This is a genomic window from Ruegeria arenilitoris (genome assembly GCF_013035425.1).
Lineage (GTDB): Bacteria > Pseudomonadota > Alphaproteobacteria > Rhodobacterales > Rhodobacteraceae > Ruegeria > Ruegeria arenilitoris_A.
Window position 1 is genome coordinate 67686 of record NZ_WQHX01000004.1, and the last position, 13657, is coordinate 81342.

11 protein-coding genes are annotated in these 13657 nt (G+C 54.2%); 8 read left to right on the forward strand and 3 right to left on the reverse strand.

From position 1 onward, the window contains the following. Positions 1-53 precede the first annotated feature (53 nt). The gene (locus GOV45_RS12765; RefSeq protein WP_170478328.1) at positions 54-1694 is read left to right on the forward strand and encodes a N,N-dimethylformamidase beta subunit family domain-containing protein; all 1641 of its coding nucleotides are present in this window, start codon (positions 54-56) and stop codon (positions 1692-1694) included. Here GOV45_RS12765 and GOV45_RS12770 read toward each other — a convergent pair. Further along, positions 1691-2152 (reverse strand): Lrp/AsnC family transcriptional regulator, encoded by a 462-nt coding sequence (locus GOV45_RS12770; protein WP_170478331.1) that lies wholly within the window; start codon positions 2150-2152, stop codon positions 1691-1693. The two genes, GOV45_RS12765 and GOV45_RS12770, sit on opposite strands and share 4 nt — an antisense overlap. A gap of 101 nt (positions 2153-2253) precedes the next feature. Between GOV45_RS12770 and GOV45_RS12775 the strand changes: the two genes are divergently transcribed. From GOV45_RS12775 to GOV45_RS12790, 4 genes are all read left to right on the forward strand, one after another. Beyond that, positions 2254-3669 (forward strand): aminotransferase class V-fold PLP-dependent enzyme, encoded by a 1416-nt coding sequence (locus GOV45_RS12775; protein WP_170478334.1) that lies wholly within the window; start codon positions 2254-2256, stop codon positions 3667-3669. Positions 3670-3733: 64 nt separating this feature from the next. Continuing rightward, positions 3734-4819 (forward strand): histidinol-phosphate transaminase, encoded by a 1086-nt coding sequence (gene hisC, locus GOV45_RS12780; protein ID WP_170478337.1) that lies wholly within the window; start codon positions 3734-3736, stop codon positions 4817-4819. Further along, complete coding sequence (locus GOV45_RS12785; RefSeq protein ID WP_170478340.1) at positions 4816-5736, forward strand: prephenate/arogenate dehydrogenase family protein; 921 nt, start codon at positions 4816-4818, stop codon at positions 5734-5736. Before hisC ends, GOV45_RS12785 begins: the two co-directional genes overlap by 4 nt. Further along, positions 5733-6581 carry an extensin-like domain-containing protein gene (locus GOV45_RS12790; RefSeq protein WP_170478342.1) on the forward strand — a complete coding sequence of 283 codons (849 nt, stop codon included), beginning with the start codon at positions 5733-5735 and terminating at the stop codon, positions 6579-6581. Before GOV45_RS12785 ends, GOV45_RS12790 begins: the two co-directional genes overlap by 4 nt. On the opposite strand, the gene GOV45_RS12795 is transcribed toward GOV45_RS12790, so the two are convergent. Then, positions 6578-7579: a DUF2125 domain-containing protein gene (locus GOV45_RS12795; RefSeq protein WP_170478345.1), complete on the reverse strand. Its 1002-nt coding sequence runs from the start codon at positions 7577-7579 to the stop codon at positions 6578-6580. The genes GOV45_RS12790 and GOV45_RS12795 overlap by 4 nt on opposite strands. Positions 7580-7645: 66 nt before the next feature. Here GOV45_RS12795 and GOV45_RS12800 point away from each other — a divergent pair, with 66 nt between their 5' ends. From GOV45_RS12800 to GOV45_RS12810, 3 genes are all read left to right on the forward strand, one after another. Beyond that, on the forward strand, positions 7646-8176 hold the full coding sequence (locus GOV45_RS12800) for a gamma-glutamylcyclotransferase (protein ID WP_170478347.1): 531 nt from the start codon (positions 7646-7648) through the stop codon (positions 8174-8176). 69 nt (positions 8177-8245) lie between these two features. Further along, complete coding sequence (locus GOV45_RS12805) at positions 8246-9424, forward strand: biopolymer transporter ExbB (protein ID WP_170478349.1); 1179 nt, start codon at positions 8246-8248, stop codon at positions 9422-9424. Between the two features lie 3 nt (positions 9425-9427). After that, positions 9428-11149, forward strand: coding sequence for a peptidoglycan -binding protein (locus GOV45_RS12810; RefSeq protein ID WP_170478351.1), 1722 nt, complete (start codon positions 9428-9430; stop codon positions 11147-11149). Between the two features lie 69 nt (positions 11150-11218). On the opposite strand, the gene clpA is transcribed toward GOV45_RS12810, so the two are convergent. Then, positions 11219-13543, reverse strand: coding sequence for an ATP-dependent Clp protease ATP-binding subunit ClpA (clpA, locus tag GOV45_RS12815; RefSeq protein ID WP_170478353.1), 2325 nt, complete (start codon positions 13541-13543; stop codon positions 11219-11221). Positions 13544-13657: the final 114 nt, after the last annotated feature.

Below are 13657 nucleotides of genomic sequence, written 5' to 3' on the forward strand. Positions count from 1 at the left end.
ATCAACAAATAGCCCTTGGACAGTTTGAAAAACAACTCAAAGAAGGGACTCGTGTGTCGGACGAAACAAACGCCAAGGAATCTTGCCCCTCGCCACGTTCACGAGCGCGAGCCAGACATATCCTGGACAACTATTACATCGGACCGGCACGCGACGCGAGTATTCTTGAGATTTGGGCTTATACAGAACGTTTCAGTTACGAACCGGGTGAAACTGTCGGTTTGCGTGTTAGCACCACGGCAGAAACCTGGGATATGGAAATTTCAAGGGATGGAGGTAAACTCCAGTCGGTTTTGACGGTTCAAAACTTACCCGGCGTGTTTCACGAAACGCCTGAGGACTGCTCGGTCAAGGGTTGCGATTGGCCGACGGCTTACAGTTTTGAAATTCCACTTGATTGGAAACCTGGCGGCTATCTATTCAAATTGACTGGACGAAAGGGAGCTGCAGAAGTTCAAGAACACCACCTTATTCTTGTCCGACGTGCGCAGGCGACGAAACAAGCACCGATCCTTTTGTTGTGCGCAACCGGAACCTGGGTTGCCTACAATTGCTGGGGGGGATCAAATGCCTACGAAGGCATTACCGGCGCAGACGGAAAACAATTTTCGCCTATACTTTCGTCACAGCGTCCTTGGTCGCGGGGATTTTGTTGGCTGCCCACTGGCGCACCACGAGCCTTGCCGGAAGCTCCGCCAAGAGTAGGCGACATGGTTCGATACCCTTACATGGAATGGGCGTACGCTTATGGGTATTCCAAGAAATACGCATCGGCTGGTTGGGCAAGCTACGAACGTCATTTCGCAAAGTGGGCTGAGACTCAGGGCTATACACTCGATTACGCGACTTTGCACGATTTGCACGACGATCCAGAATTACTTGACGGCTACGAATGTGTCGTATGTGTGGGGCATGACGAATATTGGAGTCGCGAGATGCGACTGGCCATCGACACTTATGTCGAAAATGGCGGACATGTTGCGCGTTTTGCTGGGAATTTTCTGTGGCAGATTCGTCTTGAGGAATACGGACGTACCCAAATCTGCTACAAATACATCGCAACTGAAACCGATCCTGTCAGGGATACTAATGACAGCCATCTTCTGACTGGAGCTTGGGAGCAACCAGAGGTGAATTGGCCTGGTGCGCAAACTTTCGGAGCCAACGGTTCAAAGGGTGTATATGCAGGCCTCGGCAATTGCGTTGGACGCGGGAGCGGGGGGTTCACAATATACCGACCCGGTCACTGGGCTTTGAACGGCGCCCACTTGGGGTATGGCGATGTTCTGGGCGCCAGTTCGCGGATTTATGGCTATGAGGTGGATGGGCTGGATCACGTGATCCGAGATGGTTTGCCTTTCGCTACCGGTAAAGACGGCGCCTCAACGAATATCGAGATCATTGGATTGGGTCTGGGTACAAACGCCGAAACAGATCACGGTGTTACCGGCGAAACGCTATATATCGGCAAAAGTGATGCGGAATGGAAGGCGCGAGCAATGTACGGTTCGCTTACCCCGGAAACTTACGATACGGCCCTGAGGGGTAACGGAGTCATGGTCCACTGGCAACGCGGCAAAGGTGAAATTTTCAATGCAGCTACGTGTGAATGGGTTATGGGGCTAGCCCGAAAAGATTTTCAGGTCGAAATGATCACGCGAAACGTTTTGGACCGATTTAGCGGTCGGTCCTAGATTGGCAAAGGGCGCCCTTCGGCGATAGCCTCCATGGCGAAATACGAGGTCACGCTGTCCAGTTCGACCTTTTCGATCAAACGTTGGTAAACCTTGTCGTAGGACGCCATATCCTGCGTTACCACCTTAAGCTGGTAGTCATAATCGCCCCCAATCCGGTGGAAATCGACCACTTCGGGAATTGTTAGAACGTGACTGCGGAAGGCCTGAAGCCATTCCGCAGAATGGTGGCGTGTGCGAAGCATTACAAACACGACAAGGGACAACCCCAGCTTCTCACGCGCTATCCGGGCTGTTGACCCCTGCAGAACACCATAGTCGTTTAACATTTTGAGTCGCCGCCAGCATGCATTCTGCGAAAGCCCGACCCGATCGGCCAATTCACGCTGCGAAAGAGTCGCGTCTTTTTGAAGCTCTTTTAAGATGCGTGTGTCAATATGATCTATGTTCTTGGCCATTCTTAATCATATGACACAAATTTCGTAACGAACAGGCAAAAATTTGTGATGATTATGGGCCCTCCATCAATCACATTGGTGTTGCAAAAGGAGCCAACGCAATGAATTTGTCCAAGTTTCGTGCAGATATCCAAGCCGCCGTTCGCAATTCTGAACTGTGTGATGGTTTGATTGGTGAGAACGTTCTTATCCCTGGTCTGCATGGGGACGTGCCGCTTGTCTACGCGGATTATGTCGCTTCGGGTCGTGCATTGCGGCAAGTCGAAGACTTTATATCCCAACAGGTCTTGCCGTTCTACGCCAACAGCCACACCGAGGCCTCCTATTGCGGTTCTTACATGACGCGATTGCGCCGTGAAGCGCGCGCAGAAATAGCCCGTATCGTCGGCGCAAGGGGAGAGGACGCGGTGATTTTCACCGGTTCGGGCGCCACGGCGGGACTCAACCGGCTGGTCAGCTTGATGGGAGTGGAAGAGGCTGACCGGCCGGTTGTCTTGATCGGTCCGTATGAACATCATTCAAACATTTTACCCTGGCGTGAAAGCAAGGCGCGGGTCGTCGAAATTCCAGAAGGTGCAGATGGTGGGCCTGACTTGGTGTCACTTGAACAAGCATTGGTAGATCACGCGGATTCAGATTTGGTGATTGGGTCGTTCTCGGCAGCGTCGAACGTTACGGGGATTGTCACAAATCCCGATCCTGTTACCAGGTTGCTTAAATCGTACGGAGCGTTGTCAGTTTGGGATTATGCGGGGGGTGGACCGTATTTGCCTTTAGACATGGGAAGCGGCTCAGCGCGTAAAGATGCGGTCGTTGTGTCCCCTCACAAGTTCCCCGGAGGCCCTGGCGCTTCTGGTATACTGATTGTCAGCGAAAAAACCGTGAAACGCACCAGCCCCAGTTGGCCAGGAGGCGGCACAGTCAGTTTTGTCTCGCCATGGCGCCATGACTACAGCGAAGATTTGGCCACACGTGAAGAAGCCGGCACCCCGAATGTAATCGGTGATATTCGCGCTGCCTTGGCCTTTATCGTTAAGGACGTTGTAGGCACAGACGAAATCGCAAGTCGCGAAGCCAAATACAACGAAATGGCGTTGGCCGGGTGGGGGGATAACCCGCATTTGACCTTGCTAGGTATTGAAAACTCTCATCGTTTGCCAATATTTTCGTTCCTTGTTCGTGACCAATCGGGACAACCGGTTCATCAGCAGCTGTTCACTCGGATGCTTAGCGATATTTACGGCATTCAAGCGCGGGGCGGATGTGCTTGCGCAGGTCCCTATGCCCATCGTTTGTTGGGAATTGACCGCTCAACCTCGGAAAACCTGCACACCGCATTGACCGCTGGGGAAGAGATGAAAAAACCAGGTTGGGTTCGCCTGAACTTTTCATATCTGATGAGCGAGGAGACGGTTCAGTTCATTATCGACAGCGTTAACGACCTGTCCTGCAGGACCGAAGAATTCGTCCGTTTCTATAACGCTGACCCGGCGACTGCTCGCTTCAAAGCGGCCTAATGGAATTGCTGCTTTTCTCATCGCGTTGAGACAGGTATGAGAGGCCCAGTTAACGGAGCCTCTCATGAACAAGATCACCCCGCAACCCGGTATTATGGACATCGCGCTGTATCAAGGCGGACAGTCGCATGTGGCGGGCGTGGAGCACGTTATCAAGTTGAGTTCCAATGAAAATCCCTTTGGGCCGAGTCCCAAGGCGATTGAGGCCGTCCGCGACAGCGCAGCGAATCTGCATCGTTATCCCAGCACAGATCATCGAAGCCTTCGCCATGTGATCGGTGAGCGACAAGGGCTGGATCCCGAGCGGATCATCTGTGGCGTCGGTAGCGACGAGGTGCTGCAATTTGTTGCACAAGCTTATGCTGGTTGTGGTGATGAAGTCATTCACACTGAACATGGATTCTCCATGTACCCAATCATTGCCCGCATGGTCGGAGCAAAGCCCGTGATGGTTCCAGAGCGTGAACGTAAAGTCGATGTGGATGCCATTCTTGCGGCGGTTTCAAAACGTACCAAGGTTGTTTTTGTAACCAACCCGGGCAATCCCACTTCAACAATGATCTCACAGAATGAACTAAAGCGCTTGGCGGACAATCTTCCTGACGAGTGCCTCTTGGTCATTGACGGCGCATACGCCGAATTCGTCGATGGGTTTGACGGCGGTGCAGCGCTGGTTGACCAATACCAAAACGTGATCATGACTCGGACGTTTTCAAAGATATACGGCCTTGGCGGCATGCGCGTTGGGTGGGGCTACGCCCAGCGGGATATCATCGAAGTGCTTAACCGGGTCCGTCAACCGTTTAACTTGTCACTGACCGCCCTGGCTGCGGCAGAAGCGGCTGCGCAGGATGAAGAGTATTTGAATTTCTGCCGTTCAGAAAATGCGCGGTTGCGGTCGTGGCTGTCTGATGAACTGGCAAAAGTTGGCGTGCCTTCGGATCCTTCCAGCACCAATTTTATCCTTGCTCGCTTTGCCGACCAGGTCGAGGCTGAGGCTTGCGACGATTTTCTGAAAACTCGAGGTTTGATCGTTCGGCGTGTTGCGGGATACAACCTGCCGAACGCATTGCGGATAACCGTGGGCGACGAGGAGGCATGCCGCCGCGTGGTCGCTGCGATTTCAGAGTTCAAGAGGGGCGCCGAATGAGCCAAATATACGACCGCGTGGCTCTAATCGGGCTGGGCTTGATTGCGTCTTCTATGTTCTGGGCGATCAAACGCGGAGGTCTTGCTCGCGAAGTGACGGGCTACGCAAAGTCTAGGGAAACCCGAGACACGGCACGCCGCATCGGACTTTGTGATCGCATATGCGATACGGCGCAAGAAGCGGTTGAAGGCGCTGATCTGGTAGTGCTGTGCGTACCTGTAGGTGCCATGGGGGCCGTGGCACGCGACATTGCGCCCGTCCTTAAAATCGGTGCAACGGTTTCGGATGTTGGCTCGGTCAAACGCCATGTCATTCAGGATGTTGGACCTGCGATCCCAGAAGGTGTTCACTTTGTCCCGGCGCACCCTTTGGCAGGCACCGAGCATTCGGGGCCTGAGTCTGGATTTGCCGAGCTTTTTGACAATCGCTGGTGCCTGCTTGTTCCCGTTAAAGGGTCCGATCCTGACGCAGTCGCACGTTTGCGAGCTCTGTGGGAGGGTATGGGATCCAATGTCGATGAAATGGAAGCTGATTACCATGATCTTGTTTTGGCAGTTACTTCGCATGCGCCGCACCTGATCGCTTACACTATGGTTGGTGTAGCGGATGATCTGCGCCGCGTAACGGATTCCGAAGTGATCAAATACTCGGCCGCCGGTTTTCGGGATTTCACACGGATTGCCGCGTCAGACCCTACTATGTGGCGGGATGTTTTTCTGACGAATAAGGATGCCACGCTAGAGATACTAGGACGCTTCACCGAGGAATTGTTTGCGTTGCAACGTGCGATCCGCACCGGAGATGGTGAGCAATTATTCGACTATTTCACACGTACTCGCGCTATTCGTCGTGGAATTATCGACGCGGGACAAGACACGGACGCGCCGGACTTTGGTCGCGGAAAGGCGCCGGTATGAAAACGGGTTGGGGGGCATTTATATTATGTTTTGCCACCTGGTTCGGTGAACCTGTCCAGTCTGCTTCGCCTTCCACGTCGCTGCATCCGTTGCCGCGACCGGACAGGACAGCCAGCGCCACTCCTGCTGCCACCATTGCCGCAGCTTTGCCCTTGACCCTACCGAATATGCGACCGCAATTGCGCCCCGCATCGCCACAGGAAGTCGCTGCTGCCGCAAGGGCAACTGACTTGCCCTTGTTGGGGCCGGACATATCGCCCAAACCCTTTAAAAGACCCAAAGCATTGGAACAGCAGGTCTTGTTCAAAAAGCGCAAACTACGCAAATCATCAGTATGCGGAGAAATTGAGATTCAGGGCAAAGCGGTCGGATCGGTCTCAAGTCGGGTCAAAGCCTGTGGGATCAAAGATGCGGTTCAGATTACGTCCGTCTCTGGCGTGGTGCTCAGCCGCCCGTCTACAATGGATTGCGGCACGGCCATCGCTCTGAACAAATGGGTAGACAAATCAGTCAAACCAACTTTCAAACGACGTGGTCCGGTTGTTGAACTTCAGGTTGCGGCGCATTACGCGTGTCGTACCCGCAACAACCGAAAAGGGGCGCGTATCTCCGAACACGGAAAAGGCAGGGCTATCGACATTTCCGGCTTCAAAATGGCGGATGGAGAAGTCGTGACAGTCTTGGATGGTTGGCGGAAAAACCCTTCACAAAAGCAACTGAAAAAGGTCTGGCGCGGAGCCTGCGGGCCGTTTGGCACAGTATTGGGTCCAAATTCGGACCGATATCACCGGGACCATTTCCATCTGGATACGGCCCGTCATCGAAGCGGCCCGTATTGCCGCTAACGCAATATTAGCCGTGGCGCGGGGCCTAGCGGTAATGGACCCAGCGCAACAAAACCGTCCCGAAAGTTGAGCTGAAGGTCCAGCGCATTCGGATTACCCCCCAATCCGGCGAGGAAGTTCAAGGCCCGTGTTACGGGATCAACCGCTTGATCGGGCAGGGCTCCGGCAGCATTGGCCATAGCGATCATATCCCGCCAGTTCTCGGCTTTGACAGCGATTTCTCCGGTTGGGATGCCTTGCTCATCAACATCGAGTTCTCCTGCTGCAAAGAGGCTCAACTCTCCCCACTTCATCTCGGCCAGCTGCAGATCGATTGCAACAGGCTGTGGCCTGCGTTGTTCCAGAGCGGAGCGGTCCCAAGGTTTGTCGAAAGTTACCGCCATGTCCAGTTCCAGTGTATCGAAAGCCTGGGGCAACGTAGTAGCCGATCGCATAAGATTTCGCAGGTCGTCGCCGGGTGTAAACCCTTCGACCCGGGCTGAAATAGTGTATGCCTCAGGAAAATCAGTTTGCGCCATGACCATGAAAAGATTATCGCCACCGGCCTGGGCATCGCCGTTTTCCGCAACCGACCATGCACCGCTGGTTACGGCCATTTTCTCCAGCACCAGCGCGACACCGGGTTGCAACTGAAGTTCTGCTTGCAACGCATCGGCTTGGATCGTGGCCGTTTGGTCAAAGTATGACAGCCGCTGTGGCGTTTCTGCGAACCGCAAAAGCTGACTGCCAGGCCAAACCGCAGGACTCTGAAACTCGATCCAGTCCGCGCTCCACGCTGTTCCGTTAACAGGATCGGCAAGGGCAGGGTTCGTAAGCCGTGTGATGTGATGCGTCGGATACCCGCCTGTTGAAGCTCCGGAAAAATCGGCCTGCCAACCCTGTTCTTGCTGTTGGTCGAACCATCCGGTTAACGCCGCACGCAGGCCGTATCCAGCGGTGAACCAATAAGCGCTCCAAGCAATGGCTACAAAAATCAGTACTCGTATAAGGCGGCGCATGAGAAATGCCCTTTTTCCTGCTTTGGAATTGATGTTTATAGGCGCAAACAGGCAAGGACCAGTGCAATGACAATGTGGGTTTTCGGATACGGGTCTTTGTTGTGGAATCCTGGTTTCCCGGTTGCCAGTAGCGAACGCGCCACATTGATGGGTTATGCCCGGTCATTCTGCATGAGCTCGATCCATCATCGCGGAACCGAGGAGAAGCCAGGGCTGGTACTGGCTTTGGACGAGCAGCAAAATGCACGTTGCACGGGGTTGGCCTTTGCGGTCGAGGCTGGTTACGAACAACGGACATTGGATGAACTGCGAGAGCGAGAACTTATCTCGTCAGCATATCTCGAGCGGATGTTGGATGTTCATCTGGATGACGGTCGGATCGTGAACGCGGTGACTTATGTAATTGATCCTCACCACGTGCAATATTGCGGTGGGATCTCGCTAGAGGAGCAGGCCCAAATTATTGCCTACGCCATAGGCGGGCGCGGCCCAAACACAGAATATCTTTACAACACAGCAGAACATTTATCGGAAATCGGCCTGCGTGACCCTGACCTTGAGTGGTTGTCGCAACGGGTGCGCAGTCTTACCGCATAAAACCTTGGCGTCCTGGACTGGTTTTCGTTAGATTTGGCGCAAAGCAGGCAAAAATCGGGAAAAACGCGCATGGCGCAGGCACAGCAAAGCGCGAGACCGCATTTCTCGCACCCTATCCGTCAAATCCTTTTGATGTTGGTGGCTATCGGCCTGTCAGGGCTGGGTGTTTTCCTGGCTTTGCCGTATGTCCTTCCTGTATTTCAGGCGAACCTGTATCTGAACGGATTCATTTTGCTTGTGTTCGTCATAGGTGTGCTTGCGTGTTTTTATCAAGTGACGCAGTTGATCGGATCGGTTCGATGGATTGAGGCTTTTGCAGGCGGTGTCGAGCGTGATGACGTTCGCCCGCCGCAATTATTGGCGCCGCTGGCCGCTTTGCTCAGGTCGCGAGGTGCCCGTTCGCACATCAGTTCCAGTTCGGGTCGATCCATTCTAGATTCGGTGGCTGAGCGAATAGAAGAAGAGCGTGAGATCACGCGGTACATCACTAACGTTTTGATTTACTTGGGTCTTCTGGGGACGTTTTTTGGTCTGGCAACAACCGTTCCAGCCATTGTCGATACGATCCGCAGTTTAAACCCGCAGGAAGGCGAAGAAGGCCTGACGGTTTTCAACCGCTTGATGACGGGGTTGGAAGCGCAATTGCAGGGAATGGGCGTGGCATTTGGCTCGTCTCTGTTGGGGCTTGCGGGATCGTTGATCGTGGGCCTGTTGGAACTCTTTGCAGGTCACGGCCAGAACAGATTTTATCGCGAGTTGGAAGAGTGGTTGTCAGGCATCACCCGTGTTGGTTTTGGTGCTTCGGAAGAGGGTGGCGCGGAACTGGCTGTTCTTACGCCTGTCTTGGATACGATGGCAGAACAAATGGACGCCCTTCAAGATATGTTCTCGGCTCAGGAAGCGGAAAGGGCTGACGTATCCGCAAAGCTGGGTCAACTTGTTGATGTGATTGGTAATATGAATCGGCGTCAGGCCGAAAGCGAAGGTGTTACTGCGGCTCTTGAACGCGTAGCTTTGGGTCAGGACGCTCTGCTGGATCATATGCGCGAACATGGTGCAGGCGAAGGGATCGATGCGGAAAGCCGTATGCGCTTGCGGTCGATGGACGTGCAGTTGCTTCGCATCCTCGAAGAGATCTCTGCTGGTCGGCAAGACAGCATGAACGAGCTGAGAAAAGACTTTGAGCTATTGGTCAAGGCCCTGACCCTTCCCCGTGGCGCCGTTCGCACACCTCCGGAAGGAGATTAACGGATGGCCTTATCCCGACGTACTGGCCAACGTTTTCAGGGCTCGGTTTGGCCCGGTTTTGTCGACGCGATGACGGGGTTGCTGATGGTTCTGACTTTTGTCCTTACCATCTTCATGATCGTGCAATTCGTATTGCGCGAAACGATATCGGGGCAGGAAGATGAGCTGACAGCTCTGTCTGACGAGGTCGCGGCCCTTGTTGGGGCTTTGGGACTGGAAGAGCGGGAAAACAGCCGCCTTCAAGCACGCCTTGGTGCATTGAACACTACGTTGACACGAGTAGAGGACGATCTGGCGCAGGCACAGACCCGTATTACGGATTTCGAGGCACAGGTCGCCGCTCTGCTGGCAGAACAACAGCAGGCGCGCGGTGATATTGCAGAACTTGAGGCGCAACGGGATGATCTTCTTTCAGAACAGGATGCGTTGAACCTTGCGCTTGCCCAAAGTCGAGATGAGATCGATGCGCAGACCGAGGCCGCAAGGCTTGCTGCCGCCAGACGCGAGGCGCTGGAGGCGTTAGTAGCCGATCTTGAGAGCAGAGATGCAGCGAAGACTGCACAGATTGCTGAACTTGAGAGCAGCGATACAGTGCAAACTGCACAGATTGCTGAACTTGAACAACAGCTTTCGGATGAGGAAGCTGCACGGTTGGCCGAAGCCGCCGCCGCGGAGGCCCTGCGCGACCGATTGAAAAATGCTGATGCAGAACTGACAGCCATGACATTGGCTCTCGAAACGCAACGAAAAGAGGCTGAAGAGACGCTGACATTGCTTGCCGCCGCTCAGGCAGCCCGCGCCGAACTGGAAAGACAGTTCGGTGAATTGAAACCCGATGAGCTTAAGGCGCAGTTACAGGCGGCGCTGGAGGCGCAGTCCCAGGCGCAAGCGGACGCTGCTGAACAACGCACGCTGGCGGAAGAGCGAGCTGCCTTGCTGGCTATTGCTCAAGACACGTTGGATACAGAAAAAGAAGCATCGACCGAAGCGCAACGACAAACGGCCTTATTGAACCAGCAGATGTCGGCATTGCGGGGGCAACTTGGATCATTGCAAGCTCTGCTGGATGACTATGAAGAGCGTAACGCGGCTGCGGAGATTCAAATTCAAACTCTGGGTCAGGATCTGAATGCCGCGCTAGCTCGAGCAGCGTCCGAAGAGCGCCGCCGCCGTTTGCTGGAAGAAGCCGAACGAATCCGTTTGCAGGCGGAAGCCGAGGCGCTTGCAGGCCAAAATCAGGAACTGACCGCACAGGCGGAAGACCTACAAAGATACCGATCTGAGTTCTTTGGCCGATTGCGTGATGTTTTGGGTGACCAGGAAGGTGTGCGAATCGAAGGCGACCGGTTTGTTTTCTCCTCCGAAGTTCTGTTCGATACGGGATCGGCGGTTCTTTCGGGCGAAGGTCAGCTTGAGGTCGCAAAGGTCGCCAACATTTTGCGCAGCGTGGCAGAAGAAATTCCCGAAGGTTTGAACTGGGTGATCCGTGTGGATGGGCACACCGACAACCAGCCATTGGGCGGGGCGGGGCGCTATCGGGACAATTGGGAGCTTAGCCAAGGGCGTGCGCTGTCCGTCGTGCGTTACATGGTTGATGCGCTTGGCATTCCACCCTCTCGGCTGGCAGCAAATGGGTTTGGCGAGTTTCAACCTGTAAATCCGGCAGACACGCCGGAGGCACGGGCACAAAACCGTCGGATTGAGCTCAAATTAACAGAGCGGTAACTACGTTTTACCTTACAAAAAAGCCCGCCAAACCTGGCGGGCCTTATTTTGTCGGGTTTTGTGTGGTCGCTAATCCGCCGTCAATAACGGTGGTTTGTCTCCCGGAATACGCGGTTGGTCTGGGCCCAGAATTTCGAGGTTCAGCTCGCCTTTCTTGACCGAAACCCTAACAACGCCACCCTTTGCCAGTTTGCCGAACAGCAATTCTTCGGCTAGTGGTTTTTTGATGTGCTCTTGGATCACTCGACCAAGTGGACGAGCGCCCATTTTGTCGTCATATCCTTTGTCAGCCAACCACTCAGCGGCTTTTGGCGTCAGATCGATGCTTACGCCCCGATCCAGCAGTTGAGCCTCAAGCTGAAGGACGAATTTTTCGACCACTTGCAGGATGACCTCTTTCGGTAGCGGCGCAAAGGAGATTACGGCATCCAAACGGTTACGGAATTCCGGTGTGAACATACGTTCAATGGCGGCAGTATCTTCGCCTTCGCGACGATCACGTGCAAAACCGATGGCGGCCTTGGCCTGTTCCTGAGCGCCGGCGTTCGAAGTCATGATCAACACGACATTGCGGAAATTCACCGTACGGCCGTTGTGATCGGTAAGCTCACCATGATCCATCACCTGCAGCAGGATGTTGAACACGTCTGGGTGTGCTTTCTCGATCTCATCCAACAACAACACGCAGTGCGGGTGCTGGTCAACGCCATCGGTCAGTAAACCGCCCTGGTCAAAGCCGACATAACCTGGGGGTGCGCCAATCAGGCGACTGACAGCATGTTTCTCCATGTATTCCGACATGTCGAAGCGCAACAGTTCCACACCTAGCGTATCCGCCAGTTGTTTTGCTACCTCTGTCTTACCCACACCGGTTGGACCTGCGAACAAGTAGTTGCCAATGGGTTTTTCAGGCTCACGCAGACCTGCGCGGGCCAGCTTGATCGCGCTGGAAAGCGCCTCGATAGCCTCATCCTGCCCGAATACCACACGTTTCAGCGAAGCTTCGAGATCTTTCAAAACTTCAGCATCGTCTTTTGTGACGTTCTTGGGTGGGATACGCGCGATCTTGGCGACAACGGCTTCAATCTCTTTGACGCCGATGGTCTTGCGACGTTTGCTTTCGGCGACCAGGTGTTGAGCCGCACCGGCCTCATCAATCACGTCGATCGCTTTGTCCGGTAGTTTGCGGTCATTTATGTAACGCGCCGACAGCTCCACCGCGGTTTTGATTGCATCCGCAGTGTATTTAATCTCGTGATGCTTTTCGAAGTAGGGCTTCAGACCGCGCAGTATTTTTACGCTGTCTTCAACCGAAGGCTCGTTCACGTCGATCTTTTGGAAACGGCGGCTCAGCGCACGGTCCTTTTCAAAGTGCTGACGGAACTCTTTGTAAGTGGTCGAACCCATGGTGCGCAGTTTTCCGCCCTGCAGAGCAGGTTTCAGGAGGTTGGACGCGTCCATAGCGCCGCCCGAAGTCGCACCGGCGCCTATCACAGTGTGAATTTCGTCGATGAAAAGAACCGCGTCTGGATGGTCTTCCAGCTCGGTAACGACTGCTTTCAAGCGTTCCTCAAAATCACCGCGATATCGGGTCCCAGCAAGCAGGGCTCCCATATCCAGTGAATAGATTGTTGTGTTGGACAGGACATCAGGTGCTTCACCAGCCACGATTTTGTGCGCAAGACCTTCAGCAATCGCAGTTTTGCCAACGCCGGGATCACCCACAAGCAGTGGATTGTTTTTCCGACGACGGCAAAGAACCTGAATGCAGCGCTCCACCTCGTCCGCACGACCGATCAAAGGATCTACATCGCCAGCTCGTGACTTGGCATTCAGGTCGATGCAATACTTTCCAAGCGCACTTTCCTTCTGTTCAGCGTCATTAGAGGAGGACTGCGTCTCTTCTTCGGCTTCGTCGGCACCTGTAACTGGACGGTTTTCGCCATAAGCCGGGTCTTTGGCCACACCGTGGGCGATAAAATTCACCGCGTCATAGCGCGTCATATCCTGCTCTTGCAGGAAATATGCCGCATTGCTTTCTCGCTCGGCAAAAATGGCGACCAGGACGTTCGCACCGGTCACTTCTGTTCGGCCAGAACTTTGAACGTGAATGGCAGCGCGTTGAATGACCCGCTGGAAAGCCGCTGTAGGCACTGCCTCGGACCCGTCTATGTCGGTCACAAGATTTGACAGATCTTCGTCAATGAATTCGATTAAAGTGCCACGTAGCTCGTCCAGATCTACGCTGCAGGCCTTCATAACCCGAATGGCGTCTGGCTCTTCCAGCAACGCCAGAAGAAGATGTTCCAGCGTCGCAAATTCATGTCGCCGTTCATTCGCGGCCGCCAAGGCCGCGTGTATGGCTTGTTCTAGTGTGCTCGAGAATGAAGGCACGCGGGTGCTCCTCTGTATTGGGTCGAAAAGGGCAGCAAAGGCCGCAACCCCATTACAACCATGTCCTCATACTATTAGAGTTTGGTTGATAGTGGCTCGGCTTCAAGGGTTTTC